Origin of the sequence: Luteimonas composti, from assembly GCF_042678665.1 — a bacterium.
GTDB lineage: Bacteria > Pseudomonadota > Gammaproteobacteria > Xanthomonadales > Xanthomonadaceae > Luteimonas > Luteimonas composti.
This window is the reverse complement of record NZ_JBHTKU010000001.1, coordinates 713985-737653: the sequence shown is the minus strand read 5'-3', so window position 1 is coordinate 737653 and position 23669 is coordinate 713985. Positions and strand designations below refer to the sequence as shown.

Genomic DNA, 23669 nt, shown 5'->3' with positions numbered 1-23669 from the left:
CGTGGGAGAAGGGTGGGGCACTGCGGCAAGGGGATGCGGGATGCGCGCATCGTCGGCAGCGCCACGTCGGAGTGCGGTCGGAAGCCTGTCGGAACCGTGTTAACCGGCCGCCGCATCCGCACTGCGTTCAGCCTGGGGGCTGCGGCTCGGGCTCTGGATCCAGCGGCGGCACCCGGCAACCCGCGCGCACCGCCGTGCCCGGCACCAGCCACCAGCTGCGCCGGCTCGAGACGCCCAGCGGCTGCGCCTGCGCGCGGTCCACGCAGGGGCCCAGCGCCTCCTCCAGCACGAACAGCCAGCGCTGGCCGGGCGCCTGCGCAAGCCAGGCCGAGGCGTCGCGCCATTGCGCGTGCCAGGGCCGCTTGAAGCCGAACTCCAGCACCGGCCGGTCCGCCTGCAGCAGGTGCTGCTCGCGCCAGCCGAGCAGCGCCAGCTGCGCATCCGGGCCGATGCGTCGCCCGGCCTCGCGCATGATGGCGCGCCCGGAACTGTCCGCGTCCACCGCCGGCACCAGGCCCACGCCGTATACCGTCCACAGCACGGCCATCGAAAGCACCGTGGCCAGGCCCGCGCGCTGCCGGCCGCAGGCGACGACGCAGGCCCCGACGACGACGCCGAGTGCGGTCAGCCAGCGCCCGAGCGTGGCCAGCGTCGCCGGATCGAGATTGCGCCGCGCCGCCAGTTCGACCAGCCGGTCCGGCGGGCCGAGCCAGGCCTGCAGGCCGAACCCCAGCGCCGCCACCGCGACCAGCGCCAGCCAGCCCACGAGTGCGCGCTGCACGCCCCGCCGCCGCAGGAGGGCGGGCAGCAGCGGGCCTGCCGCCACGCACAGTGCCGGCAGCATGGGCAGGATGTAGACATCGCGCTTGCCGGGGCTGGCGCTGAAGAACAGCAGCACCAGCAGGCTCCAGCCCAGCAGCAGCACCCAGCGCGGATCGCGCCGGCGCAGGCGGCGCCACCAGGCCGGCAGCAGCCACGGCAGCAGCAGCGCGGCGGGCAGCCACAGCGTGGCGATCACCTGCAGGTAGTACCAGGCAGGCTTGAGATGGTGCCAGGCGTTGGCGTAGCGCGTGCCGGTCTGCGTCCACAGGATCTCCGCGGCATAGGCCTGCATCGCCGGATCGTCGCGGGTGCCCAGGGCCCACAGCAGCGGCCCGAGCCACACGCCCACGCCCGCCAGGAAGCCGCCCACGCCGGCCAGCGCGTGCCAGCCCGCGCGCGACGCCGGCGCGACGCCGGCGATGCGCCCGCGCAGCGGCAGCCAAGGCAGGAACACCAGCAGGGGCAGGAAGCCCACGCCCTTGGTCACCGTGCCCAGTCCGGCCGCGAACGTGCCCAGGGCCAGCAATCGCCAGTCGCGCTGCTGCAGCAGGTAGCGCAGCAGCGCCCACAGCGAGAGCGTGGTCATCGCCACCAGCACCATGTCGATCTGCGCGCGCTTGGCCTGCAGCCCGAACTGGATGCACGCCAACAGCGCCAGCGCCGCATGGCGCCCCGCCGCCGGATGCCACAGGCGCCGCGCCAGGTCGCCGGTGAGCCACAGCGCGGCCAGCGCGGCGATCCACGACGGCAGCAGGAACGCGCCGCGCCAGTCGCCGGTGAGCCGCCGGGCGGCGGCCAGCAGCCACATGAACACGGGGGGCTTGTCCGCGTACAGCTCGCTGCCGCGCCGCGGCAGCAGCCAGTCGCCCGACTCGAGCATCCGGCTGGCCGCCAGCACGAAGCGCGGTTCGTCCGCCGGCTGCGGGTCGCGCATGCCGGCGCCGGCCAGCAGCGACGCGGCCAGCAGGAGCATCAACAGCGCGAAGCCAGCGGAGCGCGGGTGGGCAGGCATGAGGCGGGGCGACCGGTTCGGCGCGCATCATGCGCGGCCACGGTCGGAGAATTGTCGGAAAGGCGCGGCTCCGACAGCTTTTCGACGCAGGACATGGCAGTCTGCCCCCGTCCGGCGCCGCCCGCGCCTTGGGGAGCAGCCAGGTGCGATTGCTGGTGGTGGAGGACAACCGCAACCTCACGGCCAACCTCTTCGATTACTTCGAGGCGCGCGGGCACGTGCTCGACGCCGCACCGGACGGCGTCACCGGCCTGCACCTGGCCAGCACCCATGCCTACGACGCGGTGGTGCTGGATTGGATGCTGCCGCGCCTGGACGGGCCGGAGGTGCTGCGCCGGCTGCGCAACGAGCACGGTTCGGACGTGCCGGTGATCATGCTCACCGCGCGCGACGAGCTGCCCGACAAGATCCAGGGCTTCCGTGCCGGCGCGGACGACTACCTCACCAAGCCCTTCGACCTGCCCGAGCTGGAAGTGCGGCTGGAGGCGCTGGTGTCGCGCAGCCAGGGGCGTGGCCGGCGCCACGTGCTCGAGGTGGCCGACCTCCGGCTCGACCTCGACACGCTCGAGGCCACGCGTGGCGGCCGTGCGCTGCACCTGTATCCGGCCTGCCGCAAGCTCCTCGAAGTGCTGATGCAGGCCAGCCCCGCGGCCGTCACGCGCCAGCGCCTGGAGCAGGCGTTGTGGGGCGACGATCCGCCCGATGGCGACATGCTGCGCTCCCACATCTACGAGCTGCGCCGCAGCGTCGACGGTCCGTTCCCCCGCAAGCTGATCCAGACCCTGCCCAGGACCGGCTATCGCATTGCCGAGCCCTCCGGGGAACCCATGCATGGCGCGTAGGCGCAGCCTGCAGCGCAGGCTGACCGGCTGGCTCGCGGGCTACGCGTTGCTGCTCGCCGCCGCGGTGTTCGCGCATGGCGTCCTCGTCAACGAGCACGCCGAGCGCCTGCTCTGGGATGCGTTGCTGCAGATCGAGCTCGAGCAGCACCTGCGCCACCAGCGCGAGCAGCCGGGCTACCGCTGGCGCGACACCGCGACGGTGCAGCTCTACCGCAGCGGCGATCCCGCCATTCCCGGACCGCTGCGCGGCTTGGACGAGGGCGTGCACGACGAGTTGCTGCTGCGCGGCCGGCAGACGGTGGTGCTGGTGCGCGACGTGGACGGCGTGCGCCACACGCTGGTGCTCGACATCACCGACCTGGAGGACCGCGAGTACGCACTGGCCCTGTTCATGATCGGCAGCGCGGTGGTGCTGGTACTGGTGCTGGTGCTGCTGATGGGCTGGAGCCTGCGCCGCGCACTGCGTCCGCTGGCCGGGCTCGCCGCCGACATCGCGCGGCTTGTGCCCGACCGGCCGGGCCAGCAGGTGCGGCCCAGCGCCGATGCCACGGAGGAGTTGCGCGTCATCTCGGGCGCCGTGAACGACTACCTCGCGCGCCACGACCGTTTCATCGAGCGCGAACGCCTGTTCATCGACACCGCCAGCCACGAGCTGCGCACGCCCACCGCGGTGATCACCGGGGCCATCGACCTGGCCCTGCAGCAACCCGGCCTGCCCGATGGCGCGCGCGCGCAGATGCTGCGCGCGCAGCGCACGGCGCGCAGCGTCGAACAGCTGATCTCCCTGCTGCTGGTGCTGGCCAAGGATCCCGGCCGCCTGGCATCGAGCAGCGACAGGATCGAGCTGGACGAGCTGATTCCCGAGATCATCGACGATCACCGCTACCTGATGCAGGGCAAGCAGCTGGCGGTCGACGCCAGCGGCGTCCAGCGCTGCGAAATTCAGGCGCCCATCTCCATCGTCCAGGCCGCCATCGGCAACCTGTTGCGCAACGCCATCGAGAACAGCGACCGGGGCGAGATCCGCGTGGCGCTGTCGGCCGACGCCACCCTGACCATCGACGACCCTGGCCACGGCATGACGCCCGAGGAGATCGCGCGCATCTACGCGCAGATGGCGCGCACGGCCGGCCGCGACGGCGGCGGCCTCGGCCTGGACCTGCTGGCCCGCATCTGCGAACACCTGGGCTGGGAACTGCGTTTCGAGTCGGAGCCCGAGCGCGGGACGCGCACCATCCTGCGGCTGCGCTGAGGCCTGCCGGCAGCCGCTGCGCGCGCCTGTCGTATCCTTCCAGCCGACGCACGACGCGCAGGGCAGGGGAGCCGGGTGCAGGATCGACACACCATGCAGGCCACGGACGACGTGGCCGATGCCTTCATCGCACGCTGGCAGGGCGTGGCCGCCTCCGAGCTGTCCACCTCGCAGAGCTTCCTGATCGACCTGTGCCGCCTGCTCGGCGTGGACGCGCCGCATCCCACGCCCGAACAGGACTACATGTTCGAGCGGCCGATCAGCTTCGCCCATGGCGACGGCAGCACCAGCGCCGGCCGCATCGACCTGTATCGCCGCGGCGCCTTCGTGCTCGAATCCAAGAAGGTCCGCCTGGGCAGCCATACCAAGGGCTTCGACGACGCCCTGCTGCGCGCGCGCAGCCAGGCCGAAGGCTACGCCCGCGCCCTGCCGGCCAGCGAGGGCCGGCCGCCGTTCGTGGTGGTGGTGGATGTCGGCCACCGCATCGAGCTGTATTCGGAATTCAGCCGCTCCGGCGGCACCTACGTCCCGTTCCCCGACCCGCGCAGCCACCGCATCGCGCTCGACGACCTGCGCCGGCCCGCCATCCGCGAGCGCCTGCGCCGGGTCTGGCTGGATCCGCTCTCGCTCGACCCCAGCCGCGAGTCCGCGCGCGTCACCCGCGAGATCGCCGACCGCCTCGCGCGGCTGGCGCGCAGCCTGGAGAAGGGCGCCGACGGCCGGCCCGGCCACGATCCCGAGGCCGTGGCCCGCTTCCTGATGCGCTGCCTGTTCACCATGTTCGCCGAGGACGTGGCGCTGCTGCCGCGCGACAGCCTGCGCGACCTGTTGGCCCGCCATGCCGACCAGCCCGACGTGGCCATGCGCATGCTGGCCCAGCTGTGGCGCGACATGGACGCCGGCGGCTTCTCGGCCGTACTGGCCGGCGACGTGCTGCGCTTCAACGGCAAGCTGTTCAAGCAGCCCGACACCCTGCCGCTTGACCGCGCCCAGATCGGCCTGCTGCTGGAGGCCGCCCGCGCCGACTGGAAGCACGTGGAGCCGGCCATCTTCGGCACCCTGCTCGAGCGCGCGCTCAGCCCGAAGGACCGCCACAAGCTCGGCGCCCACTACACCCCGCGCGCCTACGTCGAGCGCCTGGTGCTGCCCACCGTGATCGAGCCGCTGCGCCGCGAATGGAGCGAGGCCCAGGCCGCCGCCGGCACCCTGGCCGCCGAGGACAAGGCCGATGCCGCCGTGGCGGAACTGCGACGCTTCCACCACCGCCTGTGCAGCGTGCGCGTGCTGGACCCGGCCTGCGGCTCGGGCAACTTCCTGTACGTGACGCTCGAACACCTCAAGCGGCTGGAGGGCGAAGTGCTCAACGCCCTGGACGAGCTGGGCGACCGCCAGACCGGCCTGGCCATCGGCGGCGAGCGCGCCGACGCCACCGCCGGCGAGACGGTGGATCCGCACAACCTGCTGGGCATCGAACTCAATCCGCGCGCGGCGGCGATCGCCGAGGTGGTGCTGTGGATCGGCTACCTGCAGTGGCACTACCGCACCCGCGGCGACGTGCACCCGCCGCAGCCGGTGATCCGCGACTTCCGCAACATCGAGTGCCGCGACGCGGTGCTGGCCTATGACCGCGTGGAGTACGTCACCGATGAACGCGGCGTGCCCGTGACCCGCTGGGACGGCGAAACCATGAAGCCCTCGCCGGTGACCGGCGAACCGGTGCCGGACGAGACCGCGCGAAAGCCGGTGGAGCGTTACGCCAACCCGCGCAAGGCGGCGTGGCCGGAGGCGGATTTCGTGGTGGGGAATCCGCCGTTCATCGGCAACAAGCGCATGCGGACTGCGCTGGGCGATGGTTATGTGGAGGCGTTGCGGGGCGCGTGGCCGGAAGTGCCAGAGTCGGCGGATTTGGTCATGTACTGGTGGCACTTTGCCGCGCAGCTCACGCGCCGGGGGGCGCTGGAGCGGTTCGGCTTCATCACCACAAACTCGATCCGCCAAGCTTTCAACCGACGTGTCATCGAAACCGCGCTGGCCCCGCCCACAGCGAAGGCAAAGGCCTCGTCATCCGCGCGAACGCGGGTATCCAGTGTCGGTGAGGCGGGGGCAATGCTAAGGAGGGAGAGCGGGATCGAGCAACCGCTGTCGCTCGTCTTCGCGATCCCGGATCATCCGTGGGTGGATGCAGTAGATGGCGCAGCTGTGCGAATTGCGATCTCTGTAGCTGCGAACTGCACGGCCGAAGGACAACTCGCGTCTGTGGCTTCCGAAGATCCTACCGACAGTGGTGAGATGGCGGTAACCCTGCGGACCGTCGTGGGTATCTTGCATCCAGACTTAACGGTCGGCGCTAACGTGTCTGGCGCCAGCCCGCTAGCGTCAAATATTGGACTCGCCTGCCCGGGCGTACAGTTGTCTGGCCAAGGATTCTTATTGGAAGAGAGCGACCTCGAAACGCTCTCGGATACTCGATCAAGGGCCTTGGCTCACCCCTTCTTCATCGGGAGCGACTTGGTTAGATCGCGTCGGACGAAGTTCGTGATAGACGCTACCGACCTCTCGGAGTCACAGCTCAGAGATGGGTATCCCGCTGCCTACCAGTGGCTCCTGACACGCGTGAAGCCTGAGCGTGATCAGAACCCAAGAGACTCTTACCGCCGGTACTGGTGGCGGTTTTCTGAGCCGCGACTCCGCTTCCGTCCAGCAGTGCAAGGGATCAACCGCCTAATCGGCACGTGCCGCACCGCCAAGCATCGGGTGTTCTCGTTCTTGGAGCCGGGAGCGGTGAGTGAGACCACAGTTGTGGTCATCGCACTTCATGATGCGGTAAATCTTGGAGTACTCAGCTCAACCGTTCATCAGACGTGGGCACTTGCAGCAGGCGGCCGGCTTGGAGTTGGCAATGATCCGAGGTACCAACACCAGCAGACGTTTAATACCTATCCATTTCCCGATCTCCAAAGTGCCGACAAGTTCGCCGGCCCCATCGGCGTCGCCCTGGTCAACCACGACGGCACCAGCGGCAAAACGCAGACCTACGGTGAATACCCCTCCGACCGCATCCGCGCCCTCGCCGAACAGCTCGACGCCCACCGCAAGCGCCAGCAGGCCGCGCATCCCGGCCTCACCCTGACCGGCATGTACAACGTGCTGGAGAAACTGCGCAGCGGCGAAGCGCTGACCGCGAAGGAACGCACGATCCACGAGCAGGGCCTGGTGTCGGTGCTGCGCCAGCTGCACGACGAACTCGACGCCGCCGTGCTGCACGCCTACGGCTGGGGCGACCTGCTGCCGCTGCTGCGGGTGGCGCACGGCAACGACGCACCCGCCGAAGGGCAGTCCCGCGAGGACGCCAAGCGCGCCTTCGACGAGGCGGTGCTGGAACGGCTGGTGGCCCTCAACGCCGAGCGCGCCGCCGAGGAAGCGCGCGGCCACGTGCGCTGGCTGCGCCCCGACTTCCAGGCCCCCGACGCCCGCCGCGTGCCCGAGCAGCAGGCGCTCGCCACCGGTGACGCGCCGGCCGATGACGAGGCCGAAGCCGCCCCGGCGGCGGCAGTGAAGCCGCAGCCCTGGCCGAAGGACACCGTCGAACAGGTCCGCGCCGTCGCCGACCTGCTCGCCGCCAGCCCGGTGCCGCTGTCGATAGACGACATCGCCGCGCGCTTCACCGCCCGCGGCCCGTGGAAGAAGCGCCTGCCGCGCCTGCTCGACATGCTGGTCGCGCTGGGCCGCGCGCAGGAGCAGGGGGGCCGCTACGGTGCATGACGACCCCGTCGACTTCAGCCAGGTGCGTTTCCGCGACACCGACATCCGCCACATCCCGAGGCGCGAAGAGGTGGGGACACCGTTCTGGCGCATCGTCGGCGCCGTGTTCGTGGCACTGTGCCTGTACGGGATCCTGCAGACGCTGGTCACCATGGCGGTCATCCGCCATGTGGTGCAGGATTTCGAACGGCAGCTGCATGCGCTGCTGTCCGAACCTGCGCCAGCGCCACCTGCGGCTGCGCCCACGTACCGCCATAGGCCCGCGCCGCGTCCCGCCGCGCCCCCGCTCCCGGGTTACGCCGGTCCGGTCGAAGCGCGCAGGGTCGGCTACACGCAGGCCTGCATCGGCGGCTTCGTGTCCAACCGCATCGAAGGCGGCTGGAGCCAGACCCGCCAGCGCTGTCGGGCGACCAGCGAGTAGGCCGGATGCGGCTGGCGCCCGCCCTCGTGCGTTCGAAGGAGAGCGGCCTTGACTGCGCCTGAGACAGAAGCATCCACCCTGCGGGCCGGCGAACTGCGCATCACCCTGCTGGCCGCGCTGGCATGGCGGGCCATGACCGAGATCGTGCGGCGCCGGCACGTCGACTACCGCTTCGAGCTGCTGCAGGTCCACCCCGGCGTTTCCATGGCCGGCCTGCTCCAGATGCACCTGCGGGCAAGGGACGGGACGCGGGAAGCGCAGCTCGACTTCCATCTCGGCGGCTGGCGTTGCGGATGCTGGGAAGCATCGGGCGGCGGGGGTGGCGGGCTGCTGGCGCTGCTCGGCCGCGATCCGGTGGCGGCCATCGATGCCATCGAGCGGGGCGCGGGCCTGCCCGCCTGGGGCGGCAAGAAGCTGCCGCCGTCCTCCGACAGCGTCCGCGCCATGCGCCGCGTGGCCGCCGAACTGGAGCGCGCGGTGTCCAGGCCACGACCCTGGCGCACGACGGCGGCCCTGGTCGGCTGGAGCGAAGACATCGTCTGCGACTGGCACCGGCACTTCATGCCGCCCGTGCAGGCCGGTGCGTGGGGCGCCATCGCCGATCAGGACAGGCAGCGCCTGTCGCAGCTCATCCTCGTCCACGAAGCCCCCGACGAAGCCTGCGTGACCATGCAGGCCTCGCTGCCGGGCGAGGGCCTGATCGTGGATCTGGGCACGGGCAGGGTGGCACGGATCACGGCGTCGGAAGTTTTCGAGGAAGGGAGGAGCGACACATGAGGCCATCGAAGGGTCCGAGCGGCGAACTTGCCGCCTTGCGCAGCCGTGCCATCGAGTTGACGGAGGTCCGTGTCGACGGGCCGACCACCCGGTCGCGCGGTTGGGGCGTCTACAGGCTGCCCGAAGGTGTGGGTGGCACGCGCGCGGCCAGGTACGGAAACCATCCGGTGCGGATGCAGGAACTCCAGCGCGAGTTCGGATCCTGTCGCCTCGAGGCGCTGTTCCTGGCCCGTGAGGATGCGCGGGCACTGGCCACCGCCATGAATGGAGAGCCGGCATGAAGCCCGGCGGGGATGCACGGCTGTTCGACAACGACGAGCCCGCGTACCTGGCCTGGGTGCAGTCGGATCCAGGCGGGTTCGTCGCCAACATGGATCGGGCAGGGTGCGTGCCGCAGTACCCGATGGTCCATCGCGCCACGCATGCGGTGGTGTCCAGTCCCTGGATCGGCAACTTCACCACGGGCGCTTACGTCAAGGTGTGTGCTGGCGAACTGGAGGCGCTGGAAGCGGACCTGCGCAGCCGCTACGGGCGGCCGGTGACGCGCTGCAGGGTCTGCATGCGGTAGTGCGCTGCGGTGGCCGGCTGCTGCGGAAGCGGGGCGTCGGGTTGGTAGAGGGCAGGCAGCGATTCGAAAAGTAGTGCCTGCCGTCGACGGCCAACTGCGACGCGCGTAGGCCGCACGGGGCCGGCCGACGTCCAGGGCAGCCCCGCTGCCGCCGGTCATGGCGGGAGATGTTGCGCGCGAGCTGCAGCTGCTTGCCCGCAATGGCAGGTGGTCTGCGCGCAACTGGCAGGGACCCACGAATGAACAGGAAAGCCTTGCGCGCGACCCGGAAAGGCTTGCGCGCGATCGGAAAAGGCTCGCGCGCAAGCGGAAAGGGCTTGCGCGCAACCGGGAAAGGCTTGCGCACGACCGGAAAAGGCTCGCGCGCAACCGGAAAAGGCTTGCGCGCAACCGCAAAAGACTCGCGCGCGACCGGAAAGGGCTCGCGCGCGACCAGCTGGCGCTTGCGCGCAACCGGCAGACGCTTGCGTGCGACCCGTTCTGGCTTGCGCGACCGCCTGGGACCTGCAGGCAGGCGGACCGCGGCCGTGGCGCAGCCGCGCCGGCTACGTGGGAAAGACGCTGGGCCCCCGCCTGCGCGGGGGTGACGAGCGGTGGGAACCTGCCTGCGCGGGCCGGCTGGCGAGGGGGGAACCCTTCTGTTGGGGCCACGGACGCTGGGCCCCCGCCTGCGCGGGGGTGACGGGCGTGGGAAACCACGGCTCCGTGGGGGCGACGGGCGGTGGATGCCGGCCTCCTGATCCGGTCCATCGCGTCCGCGGGTGCACGGCGGGCGACCGGACTTCGGCCACGCTGTTCGTCCCGGGTGTCCCCATGTCCGTGCAGCTCAAGTCCCACGCCGTCCCGCCGTTAACAGGCACGGGCCTGCGCATGCCGGCCCGCATTCCGTTTGCAGCTGGAGCAGTGATGGAGATCGCGCGTTACCACCGGGACCACGACCGGATCCTCGAACAGATCGACGCGCTGCGGGCGCTGTCGCGCGCGGGCGTGCGCGAGAACGCCGAGCGCATCGGCGAGGCGATCGTGAGCACGGCCAGCCACATCAAGTTCCACCTGGCCGCCGAAGAGCAGGTGCTGTATCCGGCGCTGGAGCGCAGCGGCGATGCGCGCGTGGCGGCGATGGCGGGGCGCTACCGCACGGAGATGCAGGGGCTGTCGGAAGACTTCGCCGGCTTCGTGCAGCGCTGGCGCGTGCCGGCCCGGCTGGCGGCGGATCCCGACGGCTTCCGCGCCGACGCCAATACCGTGCTGCGGGCGCTGTTCGAACGCCTGCAGCGGGAGAACACCGAGCTGTACCCGGCCGCCGAGCAGGCCTGATCGACCGCGCGCCGCCGCGGCGGCCGTGCGGACGGCCGCCGGGCGCGCATCGTCGCGCGCTTTACCCCGGCGGCGCCAGCGCGCCTCCGGGGCGCCCGGCTCAGGCCGTCAGCGCGGCCGGGATGCGGTGCGCGTGGCTGCGGGCGCCGACCACCTCGTGCCAGTTGCTGAGCAGCGGGCCGTCGTCGCCGCCCAGTTCGTCCCAGACCTCCCTGCACAGGCGCCGCAGCCCCGGCAGGCGGCGGTCGCGGAACGACGGCCAGGCCTCGCGCAGCGGCTGCTCGTGCAGGTTGCCGATGCGATAGCGCTGGTCGAAGCCGTGCGACAGCGGGACCACGCTGCCGTCGGCTTCCAGCACCAGCAGGCCCAGCGCTTCTGGCGCCGACGCGGCCGCGTTGCCGCAGGCGTAGAACAGGCCCGGATGCTCGCGCACGTGCTCGCGGTAGACGATGTCCATCTGCAGCTGCATGCGGCAGCCATGCTTGCTGGCGATGGCGATGCCCATCAGGTACACGCGCGCCAGGATGTTCTCGTCCGCGCCGGCATCGGCCAGTTCGCTGCGTGCGCGCCCGCTCATCTCCAGCGGATGCACTTGCAGCAGGCTGGCGCCCTGCGCGGCGGCGTAGTCGGCCACCCAGGGCAGGTGGGTCCAGTCGGTGCGCGTGAGGGTATGGATGAAGCCGAACGCCAGCCCGGCCGCGCGCACGGCATCGAGCCCGCGGTGCAACCGTTCGAATGCGAGGGGATGGCCGCGCACGCGGTTGTGGACCTCCGGCGGCCCGTCGAGGCTGATCGCCAGCACGTCCACCAGCCCGGCCAGCCGCGCGAAGCGGGCGTGGTCGGTGAAGAAGCCGTTGGTGGTGACGGTGGTGCGCATCCCGAGCGATTTCGCGTGGCGCAGCACGGCCTCCAGGCCCGGGTACATCAGCGGCTCGCCGCCGGATACCGAGACGACGGTGTAGCCCAGCGCGGATGCGTCTTCGATCGCCTGGCAGACCAGCGCCGGATCGAGCGACAGCGCCGCCGATGGACCGGAACTGGAATAGCAGTGCGCGCACGAGAGGTTGCATTTGAGCGACGGGTGGATCTGCAGCGTGGCGTTGCCGACGGGGCCGAGGGCCCCGTCGGACGCGGGCAGCATGTCAGGGATGCCCATGCCCGTGCCTCAGAAACCGCGCTGCTGCTGCACGGGCGCGCCGAGGTCGACGTCCACGTGGTAGACCTCTGGCCACGGGATGCCCTTGGGAAACAGGCGCAGGCCCGACAGGCGCGGCGTCTTCGGCAGGATCTGCTGCAGCAGCGGGCCGATGGCATCCAGGCTCACGTCGCCGCTCAGGCGCAGTCCGTCGACGACCGGCGGCTTGCCAAGGGGAAAGCCGCGCAGGTGTTCCAGGCCGCCCTTGTGGATGCTGGCCGCCACCTTCACCAGCTCCGCGAGGTTCTGCTTGTCGAATCCGCCGTAGCGGAGCTGCTCCATCAACGCATCCTCGACCGATGCGTTCTTCTTGGTGTCTTTCATGTGTCCTGCTCCCTCGATGGCCGCGCGGCGCACGCCGGACGGGCACTCCTTCGCCGCCCCCTGGATCCTGCCCGCACGCGGCCGGATCGACATCGGTTGCAATGGGAAGAACGCCGAGGCTTTCGCGGATCGGACAAGCGGTGCGATGGCGACCGGCGTCCACCGCGAACCACATGGACGCGGGCGCCGCCCTGGGACGTGGCTGCATCACGCCGCAAGGCGGGATGCGCGCAACGATGCCCTTGCCCGCCATTGTGACGAGGTGGGGAGCGCGTCCGCCGGCCGTCCTTAGCTGGCCCTTGGCCGCGTTAACCCCGGTCGGGACAGGCCAAGGGAGGCCGGCTTGGCGCAGCGGTTGTCATCGGTAGCCATCGGCGCGACGTCCATGCCGGCCGCATCGCCGGCCCCCGGCTGGGGACCGGGACCGGACTGCCGCGGCAGGATCATCGAACTGGAGGGGCTGCGCGGCATCGCGATCCTGCTCGTCACGATCCATCATTTCTGGCCGGATTCGGGCGCGTTCTTCGCGCAGTGGGCGCCACTGGCGCACCTGGGCTGGATCGGCGTCGACCTGTTCTTCGTGATCAGCGGCTTCCTGATCGGCGGCATCCTGCTCGACACGCGCCGCGACGCGCGTTACTTCGGCAACTTCTATGCGCGCCGGATGCTGCGGATCTTCCCGCTGTACTACCTGCTGGTGCTGTCGATGTTCGCCGTGGTGCCGACCGGCCAGGCGATCCTGCACCAGGTGGCGTACGCCGACACCGGCTTCGTGCGCGAGTCGGGCAGCCCGCTCTGGTACCTGCTGTTCGCCGGCAACATCCGCGAGTCGATCACCGGCGTCGAGCCGGCCTACATGCTCGCGCCGCTGTGGTCGATCTCGATCGAGGAGCAGTTCTACCTGCTGTGCCCGCTGCTGGTCCGCTGGCTCGACCTGGCCGCGCTCAAGCGCGTGCTGGTCGCACTGATGGTGCTGTCGCCCCTGTTCCGGCTGGCGATGTTCGCGCTGTTTCCCGAGAACGAGCGCATCCAGTACCTGTCGACGATCGCGCGGCTGGACAACCTCGGCGTCGGCGTCTGGCTCGCGATCGTCGCCCGTTCGGGCGCGGCCCTGCCGGCGCGGGCGCTGTCGGTGCTGCTGCCCGTGCTGACCGGGGTGGGGGCCGTCATCTTCGCGCTGGGCGGCTTCGACCGCACCGCGTTCTTCTGCCGGGTCTTCGGCTACAGCTTCCTGGCGCTGTACTTCTACGTGGTCGTGGCCTGGGCGCTGCAACGGCGGGGACGCCCCGCGGCGGCTGCGCTGCGGATGCGCTGGCTGGTCTACCTCGGCAGCATCTGCTACGGGCTGTACATCCTGCAGCGGCCTTCGGAAGTGCTGCTGGTGAAGGGGCTGGAGCTGCTGTCGGTAGACATCGAACAGGCCGGACTGGTGTCGTTGCTGGCCAAGACCCTGTTCGCGGTGCTGGTCGCCCACCTGAGCTTCCGCCTGCTCGAATCGCCCATCAACCGGCTCAAGTCGCGCTTCGTGTCCGAACGGCATCCGATGCTGCACGCGCCCAGAACGGCTGCCGCCGCCCCGGGGCCGTCGCCCGCGATGCCCGCCTGTGCGGGCGGGGAGCCACCGACACTGCCGGTCGAACTGGACCAGCCCGGACGTTGACGCGCGCGCCCGCCGCGCCGGCCGCACCGGGCGCGGCGGGGCGGCGCTCACACGTGGATCTGCCTGCCGCCCGCGAACGACCAGTTCTCCCAGGTGGTCTCCCTGAAGACCACCATGACCTGTTCCATGTCCAGTCCCGCCGCTTCCAGCAGCTGGCCGAGCTTCGAGAGGAACTCGCGTTTCACCTTGACGCTCCGGCCCGCGGACAGCAGCACTTCGATCAGCACGAAGTCGTCGCCACGCGGACGCGCCGCGTCGGGATAGGTGGGGTGGAAGCGGAAATCCTCCGCGTCGAGTTCCATCACACGCTGGAACAGGTCGGTCGGCGGCACGCCGATATGCTGCAAGGACGCATGCACGGCATCGAGCACTGCGTCCTTGAATCCGGCCGGCTTCGGCTTCCTGACGGTGACGGTGACCAGCGGCATGGCGACGGCTCGCGGGGAGGGTGGACGACAGGCGCCCGGATGGCGTCATTCTGGATCTGCGCCACGCCAGACGTCACGTCGCCTGCGATCGCACCCGGCTGACCCGCGGCCACCCGGGCGCCCTCGTGCCGCAGCGGGCGGCTACGTCCGCGCGGCCAGCGACAGCGCGCCGAGCACGTCCATCGCCTGTTGCGCCGCCTCGAACGGCACGAACAGGTGGTCGTGGCGGACGCCCGCGACCACGTTGCAGGCGATGCCCGAATCCGCCAGGGCCCGTGAGACCGCCGCGGTCAGTCCGACCGCCGCGAGGTCGGAATGGACTGCCAGCGTGATCCAGGCGGCCAGCAATACGATCGGCAGGCCCAGGGCACGCGATGTCCTCGCGCACGACGATCGACAGGCCTTCCGGCTCGCGGACCGAGGCGACGATCTGGGCTGGATCGAGCGCGACACCGTCCGGCAGCACGAGAAAGGCATAGGCGCCCGGCGCGAGCTCCGGTCGCAGGCCGGCCAGGAGCGTGCGCAGCTCGCGGCCCGCCGCCATCAGGGCGCCTCCGGCGGCAGGCGGATATCCGACAGCCGCCAGCGCAGGCCGTCGCGGGTCAGTACGAAGACGAGCGGCTGGCCGTCGTCGGTGCGCACGGTCGCGGTGAAGCGCGAGGCCGATTCGTAGCGGCGCACCGCATTGCGCCAGGGATCCGGGCGCGCGCGCGCGCCTTCCTCGGTGCGCGCTGGCGGCAGCCCGCTGGCGCGGTTCCATACCTTGCGCCCCTCGATCAGCGCACCGAGTCCGTACGGCGTCACCATCAGGTCGATGGCGCCGCCCGCAAGCTGCTGCGCGACGCCCGCGCCGAGCGCGCCGATCCAGCCCGACTGGCCGTCGAGGCCGAGGCTGCGCGAGAGGCGGTCGCCCGCCTGGTCGCGCAGGCTGGCGCGCAGGCGCGGGAAGTCCACGTGCCGCGCGAGCGCGGCGGCGTTCTCCTCGCGCACCGCCTTGCCGATGGCGTGCATCGTCACGTAGGGCCCGGCGGCCACCCAGCCCAGCAGCGCGGCCAGCAGCAGGACGACGACGGCCAGCCACCGGCGCATCAGAACTCCAGGTCCAGCGAGGCGCACAGGTAGTCCATGAAAGGCGCCAGGGCCTGCAGGTCCTTCTGCAGCGTGGCCAGCAGGCGTGGACCGAGCATCACCCCGTCGTCAATCGGGCGCCATGCGACGAAGTTGCGATGGCGCAGGTCGTCGATGAACTCGAAGTCGGCGGGGAAGCCGCGTGGCGGACGCACCAGCATCTCGTCGCTGTCGAGATCAAAGCGGCGGCGGAACGCCGGTGCATGCGCGGCGGCCTTCCACCCGCCGGGATTGTCGAAGATGAACTGGCGGATCCGGCGCTGCACCGGAGTATCGGGATGCCAGATGCCGCCGCCGAAGAAGCTGCCGCCGGGCTGCAGGTGCAGGTAGAACGAGGGCGCCGGCACCTCGCGGCAGCGCTCGTGGTACAGGCGCGCCCCCTGCCACTGTTTGTAGGGCGCCTTGTCGCTGGCGAAACGCGTGTCGCGCTGGATGCGGAACATCGAGCCGCCGACCTTGCGCGAGTCGGAGCGGAAATGGATGCTCACTTCGGCCAGCGGCCCGCGCAGGTCGTCGAGCAGGCGCTGGAACGGCGCGCGTACGTGCGCCTCGTAGTCGTCCTTGTGCGCCAGGAACCAGGCGCGCTCGTTGTGGCGCGCCAGCGAACGCAGGAACTTCAGGGACTTGTCGGTGAAGTAGGTGCTCATGCCAGGGATGCGTGGAGTTGGCGGCCCCAGCGGTCGAGGTCGTCGAGCAGGGCCAGGCGCGCGGCATCGCCGGCGTGTTCGCCGCGCAGTGTGGCGATGCGGTCGAAATAGGACGTGAAGCCGAATTCGCTGTGCGGGCTGCCGTCGGCGAGGCGCTGGCGGCGATAGTCGGTCCAGCGAAGGCGTTCGGCGGCGTCGAGCGTCCCGGGCCAGTTGCGGGCGCGATAGCGGAACAGCAGTTCGGGCATGCGCGGGTCGCGGAAATCGAAGGCGCGCGCCCCCAGCTGCGCGGGCGCAGTGGCGCGCACTTCGGCGAACAGGCGCTTGTCGCTGTCCTGCAGGAAGCCGTCGTAGAGGGCGGCATCGACATCGACCGCGTCCTGCTCGCGCTGCTGCGCGTACACGCGGCGCAGCTTCTCGGCCAGTTCCGGCCCGGCCTCGCGCAGGCGCGCGGCCCGCGCCTGTGCGGCGTCGGGATCGATCGCGAGGCGGGCGAAGTCCCCGGCACGCAGGTGGTCCCAGCGCACGATCGCGGGGCAGCGGTTGAGGTGGACCTCCTTGAGCGGGATGCGCGCGGCGCCCTCGGGCAACTGGTCGGCGCGCATGTACAGGCGCTGGGCGATGGTCTCCGGATCGAGCTGCAGCAGCGGTTCGGGATCGCAGTCCAGGTCGAACACGATCACCCGGCTGTCGATGCGGGGATGCCTGGCCAGGGGCACGACGGCCGCCGCGCACAGGCGCGTGGCCGGATAGCGCTGCGAAACGTGGAGCACCGGCGTCATCGCCACGGTGTCGAGCAGGGTGGCGACATGGCGCTTGTCGCGCAGCTTCAGCGCGTAGTCCCACAGCCGGGGCTGGGCGCTGCGGAAGCGGCGCGCCAGGCCGATCAGGGCGCGCACGTCCGACAGCGCCTCGTGCGCGTCCCCGGTGCGAACGCCGTTGGCGGTGGCCAGGTGTTCGAGCTTGAACGAGGTGCCCTTTCCGTCGTCGCGCTGCGGCCAGGCGATGCCGTCCGGGCGCAGCGCGCGCATCAGCCGCAGCACGTCGAGCAGGTCCCAGCGGCAGTTGCCGCCGCGCCACTCGCGTTCGTAGGGGTCGTAGAAGTTGCGGTACAGACCGTAGCGCACGAATTCATCGTCGAAGCGCAGCGAGTTGTAGCCCAGGGTGCAGGTCTGGGGCCGCGACATCTCCTCGAAGATGCGGGCGAAGGCCTCGGCTTCGGGCACGCCCTCGGCCAGCGCACGCTGCGGCGGCAGGGCGGTGACCAGGGTGGCGTCGGGCGAGGGCAGCAGGTCGTCGGCGGGGCGGACCAGGAAATCGATCGGCTCGTCGATCTCGTTGAGGTCCTCGTCGGTGCGGATCGCGGCGAACTGGGCGATGCGGGTGCGGCGCGGATCGGCGCCGAAGGTCTCGAGGTCGTAGAACAGGAAGCTGGCGCCCATGGCCCATTGTAGGGCGGCCGGGCGGGTCGTGCCCTCAGTCGGCGATGGGCGACAGCCGCGCCAGCACGTCAGCGTCCAGCGCCGCCCAGTCCACCTCGTCCAGCGAGGCCAGGCCGCGGGTCGCGCGCGCCAGGATGCCGCGCTGGATCTCGCTGCGCGCCAGCGCCAGCGAGTAGGGGATGCGCATGAAGGTGACCATGCTGTAGTGCGGCACGAACCGTCCGGGGTGCCGCTCCTGCAGCTGCAGTTCGAGGGCGCGCTGCAGGCGGTAGCCGTGGTCGTCCACGCGGTCGCGCATCTCGATGTAGTTCTCCAGCGCCATGCGCTGGATGGCGGCGGCATCGGGCATGCGCTGCGCAGCGAAGGCGGCATAGGCGCTGGCCACGTCCGGCGCGGACTGCAGGTGGTCGGCCAGCGCCACGCAGTCCTCGAAGGCGCAGTTCATGCCCTGGCCGTGGAAGGGCACCATCGCGTGCGCCGCGTCGCCCAGCAGCACGGCGCGCTCGTCCAGGTGCCAGCGGTCGAGATAGAGCGTGCCGAGCGTGCCGATGGGGTTCCGGTCGAAATCCTGCTCCAGCAGCGGGATCAGCGGCACCGCGTCGGCGAACTGTTCCTCGAACAGCGCCAGCGCCGCGGCGCCGTCGGGGACCGTCTCGAAGCTCGGGTAGGGCCCCGCGTGCGGCATGAACAGGGTGACGGTGAACGTGCGCTCGTCGTTGGGCAGGGCGATGCACATGTAATGCCCGCGCGGCCAGATGTGCAGCGCGTTGGCCTCGATGCGGAAGCCGCCGCCGGCGCCCGGCGGGATCTCGAGTTCCTTGTAGCCGTGGTCGAGCCACTCGGTGCGCTCGCCCAGGTCGGCGTGGCGCGCCATCTGCAGGCGCAGGGTCGAGCCGGCGCCGTCGGCGCCGACCAGGCTGTGGAAGGGGCGGGTCTGGTCATGGCCGTCGCCGCACACGCGCATCGTGCGCGCGTCGAAGTCCACCGACTCCAGGCGGCGGTCGAAGTGCAGCACGGCGCCCGCGGCTTCGGCGGCCTCGATCAGCACGATGTTGAGTTCGCCGCGGTTGATCGACCAGATCACCTCGCTGTCGTCGCGGCCGTAGCGCTGCAGCTCCGGCTGACCGCCCAGCGGATGCACCATGCGCCCGCGCATCATCACCGCCTGGCGCATCACCCCCGGGTCGGCACCGGCCTGGCGAAGCGCGTGCAGGCCTCGCTCGGCCAGGGCGAGGTTGATCGAACGGCCGCCGGCGTAGCCGTGCACGCGCGGATCGCCGCGGCGCTCGAACACCTCCACTGCCCAGCCGCGCTGGGCGAGCAGGGTGGCCAGCAGGGTGCCGGCCAGCCCGGCGCCGATGATGGTGATGGCGCGCGGATCCCGGCTGCTCATCGCTCGTCCCTCATGCCGACCGCCACCGCTCCACCGCCGTGGCGAAGCGCAGCACGTCGGCGTGGGTGTTGTAGAGCGGGACCGGCGAGATCCGGATCACGTCCGGCTCGCGCCAGTCGCCGACGATGCCCTGGCTGCCAAGGTGCTCGAACAGCGCGCGCCCGGCGTCGCGTCCCGTCAGGCCGCGGCCTTCGAGCACGCGCAGCGACAGCTGGCAGCCGCGCCGGGCGGGATCGCGCGGCGTGAGCACCTGCAGCGTGCCGCGCAGGCGCGCATCGACCAGGGCCTCGAGATAGCCGGTCAGGCGCTCGGAGCGGGCGCGCAGCGCCGTCATGCCGGTGCGCGCGAACAACTCGAGCGATGCGCGCAGCGGCGCCAGGCCCAGGATCGGCGGGTTGCTGAGCTGCCAGCCGTCCGCGCCCGGCGTGGGCACGAACTCCGGCCCCATGCGGAAGCGCGTGGACGGCTCATGGCCCCACCAGCCGGCGAAGCGGGGCCGGCCGGTGCGCGCATGGCGCGCGTGCACGAAGCAGCCGGCAACGGCACCCGGCCCCGCATTCATGTACTTGTAGTGGCACCACACCGCGAAGTCGGCGCCGCTGTCGTGCAGCGCCAGCGGCAGGTTGCCCACCGCATGGGCCAGGTCGAAGCCGGCGACCGCGCCGGCGGCGTGCGCCAGGCGCGCGATCGCGGCGAGGTCGAAGGCCTGGCCGGTGCGGTACTGCACGCCGGGCCACAGCACCAGCGCCAGGCGCGGGCCATGCTCGGCGATGGCGCGCTCGATGGCCTCCATCGACACCGTGCCGTCCTCGCGGTCGGGCTGCACCTCGACCAGCGCCTGCTCCGGCGACAGCCCGTGGAAGCGCAGCTGCGATTCGACCGCGTAGCGGTCGGACGGAAAGCTGCCGGCCTCGACCAGGATCGCGTTGCGCTCCCCCTGCGGCCGGTAGAAGCTGACCATCATCAGGTGCAGGTTGGCGGTGAGCGTGTTCATCGCCACCACCTCGCCCGGCTCGGCGCCGACCACGGCGGCCAGCGGATCGCGCACGAGTGCGTGATAGGACATCCACTGCGCCTGGCCGGTGAAATGGCCCTCCACCGCCTCGGTCGCCCACTTGTCCAGCACCTGCTCGACATGGGCGCGCGCGCCGCGCGGCTGCAGGCCCAGCGAATTGCCGCAGAAATAGGCCTGCTCCGCGTCGCCGTGCCGCGGCACCAGGAATTCGGCGCGCAGGCTGGACAGCGGATCGGCCTCGTCGAGGCGGCGGGCGTGCTGGGCGTCGTACAGGTCGGTCATGCGGGCATTGTAGGAGGACGGGTGCCGGCGGCCGTCGCCGTGCTCAGGCGAAGCGCGAGGCCGGCAGGCCCAGCCATTCCAGCGCGGTGCCGTGGTACAGGCGCGCGCGGTCGGCATCGGGCAGGGCCAGCTGTTCGATGCCCGCGCCCGGTTCCTGCTCGCCGAGCGGGAAGGGGTAGTCGGTACCGAGCATCACCCGGTCCACGCCGCAGGTGTCGATCAGGTAGCGCAGCGCGCGCGGGTCGGCCACCCAGGAGTCGAAGTACATCCGGCGCAGGTAGTCGCGCGGGTTGTGCGGGTTGTCGGTGGCCACCAGGTCCGGCCGCATGTTGAAGCCGTGTTCGATGCGCCCGATCGTGTAGGGGAAGCTGCCGCCGCCGTGCGCCATGCACACCTTCAGTTTCGGCAGGCGCTCCAGCACGCCGCCGAACACCAGGCAGCAGGCCGCGCGCGACTGCTCGGCGGGCATGCCGACCAGCCAGGGCAGCCAGTACTTGGGCATGCTGTCGGCGCCCATCATGTCCCAGGGATGGACCAGAATCGCGGCGCCCAGGTCGGCGGCGGCCTCGAAGAACGGGAACAGTTCCGGGGCGTCCAGGTTCCAGTGGGTGCCGTCCGGACCGGTGACGTGCGAACCGATCTGCACGCCCTGCAGGCCCAGCTGGTCCACGCAACGCTCCAGTTCCTGCACCGCCAGCCGCGGCGACTGCAGCGGCACCGTGCCGAGGCCGGCGTAGTGGCGCGGATGGTCGCGGCAGGTGGCTGCCATGTGGTCGTTGAGCGCCTGGTGCAGCTCCAGCGCATGCTGGGGCCGCGCCCAGTAGCTGAACATCACCGGGACGGTGCTGATCACCTGCACCTGCACGCCGAAGCGCGCGTAGTCGTCGATGCGCTCGCGCGCGTCCCAGGTTCGCGACCAGATCTCGCGGAAGAAGCGCCCGTCCTTGTAGATGCGGTGGCGCCCGTCCTCGGTATGGTGGATCACCGGGAAGCGGGACTCGCCGTACTTGCGGGCCAGGTCCGGCCATTCGCGGGGCAGGTAGTGGGCGTGGATGTCGATCCGGAGCATCGCCCGATTGTAGGCATTGCCGGCGCAGCGGGCGCGCCGCACTGCGGCAACGGCGGGGACTCAGCCGAACAGGCGGTGCACGGTGCGCTTGAGCCAGCCGCCCTGCTGGTGCTCGCGGACGAAGACGTTCAGGTGCTGCTTGACCTGGTCGGCATAGGCCTTGTCGTCGTTGCGGATGTGGTTGAACAGCCAGCGCGAGAGCATGCCCTGCAGCTCGCCGACCACGTCCTCGCCGGCCTCGAAGCGCATCCGCATCTCGCCCACGCGGCGGGCGAACACCTCGTGGACGCGCTTGTGCGCGGCGCAGAAGGGATAGCCCGCCTCCTCCATCAGCTCTTCCTCGAAGGCGAAGTGGGAGAGGGTGTAGTCGACCATTTCGTCGATCACCTCGGTGATCGCGGCGCGGGATCCGGATTTCTCCGCCACGTGCAGGTGGTTGATCATCTCGACGATGCGCTGGTGCTGGCTGTCGATGATGTCGATGCCGGTGTTGAGGCCTTCCTGCCAGATGAGCAGTCCCACGGTGCGTCCCCTGTAACGCGTTGCGTGGGCGGCACTGTGCGGCGCCGGCGGCGCCTCGACATTGATCGCAATCAAGGACCGGGGCGCATCCGGGCGCTCGCGGCCGCGCGCCTCAGGTGATGTCGGCCTGCGAGTCGGCCTGCATCTCGTAGCGGCCGGGGCGCGGGTTGAGGTGGCCGCAGGCCTTGCAGGTGCGCAGCGCGTCGTCGCGATAGAAGGTCTCGAACACGCGGAAGAAGTCCTGCTCGATGTCCTGGAGGTGGAAGAATTCCTCGTACAGCTTGGTGTTGCACTGCACGCAGAACCACATCAGCCCGTCGTCCTCGTGGGCCAGGCGGCGGCGCTCGATGACCAGGCCGATCGAGCCCTCGGCGCGCTGCGGCGAATGCGGCACGCGCGGCGGCAGCAGGAAGGTCTCGCCGGCGCGGATCGGGATGTCGCGTACCCGGCCCTCGTTCTGGATCCGCAGCACCATCTCGCCCTCGAGCTGGTAGAACCACTCCGGGCCTTCCTCGAAGTGGTAGTCGGTGCGGGCGTTGGGGCCGCCGACCACCATCACGATGAATTCGCCGTCGTAGATGCACTTGTTGCCGACCGGCGGTCTGAGCAGGTGGCGGTTGTCCTCGACCCACTGCTGGAAGTTGAGCGGCGCGGGGATCATCGGCAGGACTCCTTCCCGGCGGGGCCGGGCGGCAGGGCGGCGACGCACTTGAGCTCGATCGCGATCGGCGTGGGCAGCGCGTCGATGCCCAGCGTGGTGCGGCACGGTGCGGTGGCCGGGTCGGGGAAGTACTCCGCCCAGACCTCGTTGTAGCCGGTGAAATCGCCGGCCATGTCGGTGAGGTAGACGGTCACGTCGACCAGGTCTTCCCAGCGCGCGCCGCTGGCCTGGAGCACCGCGCGGACGTTGGCGAAGACCGCGCGGGTCTGCGCGGCGATGTCGTGCGACACCAGCCCGCCCTGCGCATCGTGGATATTGCCCGGCACGGCATCGGTGCCCGGCGCGCGCGGGCCGATCCCGGAGAGGAACAGCAGTCCGCCGGCGCGGCGCGCATGCGGATAGCGCCCGACCGGCGCCGGCGCCGCGTCCGCGCGGATGCCGGCGCCCGCCATCAGCGGTCCTCCCGGTCGGTCCGGATCCGCTCCAGCGCCGGCGCGTACTGGTCCGACAGCGACTGCTCGCTGTCCACGTCCAGGCCCAGGTCGTGCACGCGGCCGTCGCGCAGGGTATAGACCCAGCCGTACACGTGGAGCGCCTGGCCGCGCGACCAGGCGTCGCGCACGATCGTGGTCTCGCACACGTTCGCCACCTGCTCGAGCACGTTGAGCTCGCACAGGCGGTCGTGGCGCAGGCCATGCTCCTCGATCGCGGCCAGCACGCCGCTGTGGCGGTTGGCCACGTCCTTGACATGGCGGATCCAGTTGTCGGCCAGGCCGACGCGCATGCCGTCCAGCGCGGCCAGCACGCCGCCGCAGCCGTAGTGGCCCACCACCAGGATGTGTTCGACCTTGAGCACGTCGACCGCGAACTGGATCACCGACAGGCAGTTGAGGTCGGTATGCACCACCACGTTGGCGATATTGCGGTGGACGAACACCTCGCCCGGGGCCATGTCCACGATCTGGTTGGCCGGCACGCGCGAGTCCGAACAGCCGATCCACAGGAACTTGGGCGTCTGCAGCTTCGACAGCCGCTGGAAGAAGGTGGGGTCCTCGGCCTCGATGCGCGAGGCCCAGGCTTCGTTCTTCTGCAGCAGTTCGTCGAGTCGGCTCATCTGGGGTCCACAGGGG

General features: G+C 70.9%; 24 protein-coding genes and 1 pseudogene. 9 read left to right on the top strand and 16 right to left on the bottom strand.

Features of this window, described 5'->3' with window-relative positions:
- Positions 1-127: 127 nt before the first annotated feature.
- Entirely contained in the window at positions 128-1834 is a 1707-nt protein-coding gene (locus ACFQ2D_RS03455) for an ArnT family glycosyltransferase (RefSeq protein WP_280940875.1), read from the bottom strand.
- Positions 1835-1977: 143 nt separating this feature from the next.
- Between ACFQ2D_RS03455 and ACFQ2D_RS03450 the strand changes: the two genes are divergently transcribed.
- From ACFQ2D_RS03450 to ACFQ2D_RS03415, 8 genes are all read left to right on the top strand, one after another.
- Positions 1978-2676 carry a response regulator transcription factor gene (locus ACFQ2D_RS03450; RefSeq protein WP_280940876.1) on the top strand — a complete coding sequence of 233 codons (699 nt, stop codon included), beginning with the start codon at positions 1978-1980 and terminating at the stop codon, positions 2674-2676.
- Positions 2666-3928: a sensor histidine kinase gene (locus ACFQ2D_RS03445; protein ID WP_280940877.1), complete on the top strand. Its 1263-nt coding sequence runs from the start codon at positions 2666-2668 to the stop codon at positions 3926-3928. The genes ACFQ2D_RS03450 and ACFQ2D_RS03445 overlap by 11 nt, the downstream gene beginning before the upstream one ends.
- A 93-nt stretch (positions 3929-4021) precedes the next feature.
- Positions 4022-7690, top strand: coding sequence for a class I SAM-dependent DNA methyltransferase (locus tag ACFQ2D_RS03440; RefSeq protein ID WP_342457114.1), 3669 nt, complete (start codon positions 4022-4024; stop codon positions 7688-7690).
- Positions 7683-8111 (top strand): hypothetical protein, encoded by a 429-nt coding sequence (locus ACFQ2D_RS03435; protein ID WP_280940879.1) that lies wholly within the window; start codon positions 7683-7685, stop codon positions 8109-8111. Before ACFQ2D_RS03440 ends, ACFQ2D_RS03435 begins: the two co-directional genes overlap by 8 nt.
- A gap of 48 nt (positions 8112-8159) precedes the next feature.
- On the top strand, positions 8160-8888 hold the full coding sequence (locus tag ACFQ2D_RS03430; protein WP_280940880.1) for a hypothetical protein: 729 nt from the start codon (positions 8160-8162) through the stop codon (positions 8886-8888).
- A complete protein-coding gene (locus ACFQ2D_RS03425) occupies positions 8885-9169 on the top strand; it encodes a hypothetical protein (protein WP_280940881.1) in 285 nt (94 codons plus the stop codon). The genes ACFQ2D_RS03430 and ACFQ2D_RS03425 overlap by 4 nt, the downstream gene beginning before the upstream one ends.
- Positions 9166-9456, top strand: coding sequence for a hypothetical protein (locus tag ACFQ2D_RS03420; RefSeq protein WP_280940882.1), 291 nt, complete (start codon positions 9166-9168; stop codon positions 9454-9456). The genes ACFQ2D_RS03425 and ACFQ2D_RS03420 overlap by 4 nt, the downstream gene beginning before the upstream one ends.
- 906 nt (positions 9457-10362) lie before the next feature.
- The gene (locus ACFQ2D_RS03415) at positions 10363-10773 is read left to right on the top strand and encodes a hemerythrin domain-containing protein (protein ID WP_280940883.1); all 411 of its coding nucleotides are present in this window, start codon (positions 10363-10365) and stop codon (positions 10771-10773) included.
- 100 nt (positions 10774-10873) lie between these two features.
- On the opposite strand, the gene ACFQ2D_RS03410 is transcribed toward ACFQ2D_RS03415, so the two are convergent.
- Both ACFQ2D_RS03410 and ACFQ2D_RS03405 read right to left on the bottom strand, forming a co-directional pair.
- Positions 10874-11929 (bottom strand): radical SAM protein, encoded by a 1056-nt coding sequence (locus tag ACFQ2D_RS03410; RefSeq protein WP_280940884.1) that lies wholly within the window; start codon positions 11927-11929, stop codon positions 10874-10876.
- Between the two features lie 9 nt (positions 11930-11938).
- On the bottom strand, positions 11939-12292 hold the full coding sequence (locus ACFQ2D_RS03405) for a hypothetical protein (RefSeq protein ID WP_280940885.1): 354 nt from the start codon (positions 12290-12292) through the stop codon (positions 11939-11941).
- A gap of 385 nt (positions 12293-12677) precedes the next feature.
- Here ACFQ2D_RS03405 and ACFQ2D_RS03400 point away from each other — a divergent pair, with 385 nt between their 5' ends.
- The gene (locus ACFQ2D_RS03400; protein WP_280940886.1) at positions 12678-13952 is read left to right on the top strand and encodes an acyltransferase family protein; all 1275 of its coding nucleotides are present in this window, start codon (positions 12678-12680) and stop codon (positions 13950-13952) included.
- Positions 13953-13999: 47 nt separating this feature from the next.
- On the opposite strand, the gene ACFQ2D_RS03395 is transcribed toward ACFQ2D_RS03400, so the two are convergent.
- The 13 genes and pseudogenes from ACFQ2D_RS03395 to can all read right to left on the bottom strand — a co-directional run bounded on the left by ACFQ2D_RS03395 (position 14000) and on the right by can (position 23653).
- On the bottom strand, positions 14000-14380 hold the full coding sequence (locus ACFQ2D_RS03395) for a tautomerase family protein (RefSeq protein ID WP_280940887.1): 381 nt from the start codon (positions 14378-14380) through the stop codon (positions 14000-14002).
- A gap of 141 nt (positions 14381-14521) precedes the next feature.
- Positions 14522-14728, bottom strand: coding sequence for an ACT domain-containing protein (locus ACFQ2D_RS03390; protein ID WP_280940888.1), 207 nt, complete (start codon positions 14726-14728; stop codon positions 14522-14524).
- 82 nt (positions 14729-14810) lie between these two features.
- A pseudogene (locus ACFQ2D_RS03385) lies at positions 14811-14924 on the bottom strand (ACT domain-containing protein); the annotation flags it as partial.
- Positions 14924-15469: a DUF2939 domain-containing protein gene (locus ACFQ2D_RS03380; RefSeq protein WP_280940889.1), complete on the bottom strand. Its 546-nt coding sequence runs from the start codon at positions 15467-15469 to the stop codon at positions 14924-14926. The pseudogene ACFQ2D_RS03385 and the gene ACFQ2D_RS03380, both read right to left, overlap by 1 nt.
- Positions 15469-16155, bottom strand: a complete 687-nt coding sequence (locus tag ACFQ2D_RS03375) for a DUF2461 domain-containing protein (RefSeq protein ID WP_280940890.1) — start codon at positions 16153-16155, stop codon at positions 15469-15471. The genes ACFQ2D_RS03380 and ACFQ2D_RS03375 overlap by 1 nt, the downstream gene beginning before the upstream one ends.
- A complete protein-coding gene (sbcB, locus tag ACFQ2D_RS03370) occupies positions 16152-17597 on the bottom strand; it encodes an exodeoxyribonuclease I (protein WP_280940891.1) in 1446 nt (481 codons plus the stop codon). Before sbcB ends, ACFQ2D_RS03375 begins: the two co-directional genes overlap by 4 nt.
- A 34-nt stretch (positions 17598-17631) precedes the next feature.
- On the bottom strand, positions 17632-18990 hold the full coding sequence (locus ACFQ2D_RS03365; protein WP_280940892.1) for an FAD-dependent oxidoreductase: 1359 nt from the start codon (positions 18988-18990) through the stop codon (positions 17632-17634).
- Between the two features lie 10 nt (positions 18991-19000).
- On the bottom strand, positions 19001-20287 hold the full coding sequence (gene kynU, locus ACFQ2D_RS03360; protein WP_280940893.1) for a kynureninase: 1287 nt from the start codon (positions 20285-20287) through the stop codon (positions 19001-19003).
- Between the two features lie 43 nt (positions 20288-20330).
- A complete protein-coding gene (locus tag ACFQ2D_RS03355; protein WP_280940894.1) occupies positions 20331-21356 on the bottom strand; it encodes an amidohydrolase family protein in 1026 nt (341 codons plus the stop codon).
- A 60-nt stretch (positions 21357-21416) separates the two neighbouring features.
- Entirely contained in the window at positions 21417-21878 is a 462-nt protein-coding gene (locus tag ACFQ2D_RS03350; RefSeq protein ID WP_280940895.1) for a bacteriohemerythrin, read from the bottom strand.
- A gap of 112 nt (positions 21879-21990) precedes the next feature.
- On the bottom strand, positions 21991-22539 hold the full coding sequence (locus ACFQ2D_RS03345; protein WP_280940896.1) for a 3-hydroxyanthranilate 3,4-dioxygenase: 549 nt from the start codon (positions 22537-22539) through the stop codon (positions 21991-21993).
- A complete protein-coding gene (locus ACFQ2D_RS03340; RefSeq protein WP_280940897.1) occupies positions 22536-22991 on the bottom strand; it encodes a RidA family protein in 456 nt (151 codons plus the stop codon). The genes ACFQ2D_RS03345 and ACFQ2D_RS03340 overlap by 4 nt, the downstream gene beginning before the upstream one ends.
- The gene (gene can, locus ACFQ2D_RS03335) at positions 22991-23653 is read right to left on the bottom strand and encodes a carbonate dehydratase (protein ID WP_280940898.1); all 663 of its coding nucleotides are present in this window, start codon (positions 23651-23653) and stop codon (positions 22991-22993) included. The genes ACFQ2D_RS03340 and can overlap by 1 nt, the downstream gene beginning before the upstream one ends.
- Positions 23654-23669: the final 16 nt, after the last annotated feature.

Coding starts and splice junctions, on each gene's coding strand:
- ACFQ2D_RS03355 (WP_280940894.1), bottom strand. CDS start 21,356: ATGCTCCGGATCGACATCCACGCCCACTACCTGCCCCGCGAATGGCCG.
- ACFQ2D_RS03380 (WP_280940889.1), bottom strand. CDS start 15,469: ATGCGCCGGTGGCTGGCCGTCGTCGTCCTGCTGCTGGCCGCGCTGCTG.
- ACFQ2D_RS03395 (WP_280940887.1), bottom strand. CDS start 14,380: ATGCCGCTGGTCACCGTCACCGTCAGGAAGCCGAAGCCGGCCGGATTC.
- ACFQ2D_RS03425 (WP_280940881.1), top strand. CDS start 8,885: ATGAGGCCATCGAAGGGTCCGAGCGGCGAACTTGCCGCCTTGCGCAGC.
- ACFQ2D_RS03445 (WP_280940877.1), top strand. CDS start 2,666: ATGGCGCGTAGGCGCAGCCTGCAGCGCAGGCTGACCGGCTGGCTCGCG.
- ACFQ2D_RS03340 (WP_280940897.1), bottom strand. CDS start 22,991: ATGGCGGGCGCCGGCATCCGCGCGGACGCGGCGCCGGCGCCGGTCGGG.
- ACFQ2D_RS03345 (WP_280940896.1), bottom strand. CDS start 22,539: ATGATCCCCGCGCCGCTCAACTTCCAGCAGTGGGTCGAGGACAACCGC.
- ACFQ2D_RS03415 (WP_280940883.1), top strand. CDS start 10,363: ATGGAGATCGCGCGTTACCACCGGGACCACGACCGGATCCTCGAACAG.
- ACFQ2D_RS03365 (WP_280940892.1), bottom strand. CDS start 18,990: ATGAGCAGCCGGGATCCGCGCGCCATCACCATCATCGGCGCCGGGCTG.
- kynU (WP_280940893.1), bottom strand. CDS start 20,287: ATGACCGACCTGTACGACGCCCAGCACGCCCGCCGCCTCGACGAGGCC.
- ACFQ2D_RS03375 (WP_280940890.1), bottom strand. CDS start 16,155: ATGAGCACCTACTTCACCGACAAGTCCCTGAAGTTCCTGCGTTCGCTG.
- ACFQ2D_RS03410 (WP_280940884.1), bottom strand. CDS start 11,929: ATGGGCATCCCTGACATGCTGCCCGCGTCCGACGGGGCCCTCGGCCCC.
- ACFQ2D_RS03400 (WP_280940886.1), top strand. CDS start 12,678: ATGCCGGCCGCATCGCCGGCCCCCGGCTGGGGACCGGGACCGGACTGC.
- ACFQ2D_RS03440 (WP_342457114.1), top strand. CDS start 4,022: ATGCAGGCCACGGACGACGTGGCCGATGCCTTCATCGCACGCTGGCAG.
- sbcB (WP_280940891.1), bottom strand. CDS start 17,597: ATGGGCGCCAGCTTCCTGTTCTACGACCTCGAGACCTTCGGCGCCGAT.
- ACFQ2D_RS03420 (WP_280940882.1), top strand. CDS start 9,166: ATGAAGCCCGGCGGGGATGCACGGCTGTTCGACAACGACGAGCCCGCG.
- ACFQ2D_RS03455 (WP_280940875.1), bottom strand. CDS start 1,834: ATGCCTGCCCACCCGCGCTCCGCTGGCTTCGCGCTGTTGATGCTCCTG.
- can (WP_280940898.1), bottom strand. CDS start 23,653: ATGAGCCGACTCGACGAACTGCTGCAGAAGAACGAAGCCTGGGCCTCG.
- ACFQ2D_RS03405 (WP_280940885.1), bottom strand. CDS start 12,292: ATGAAAGACACCAAGAAGAACGCATCGGTCGAGGATGCGTTGATGGAG.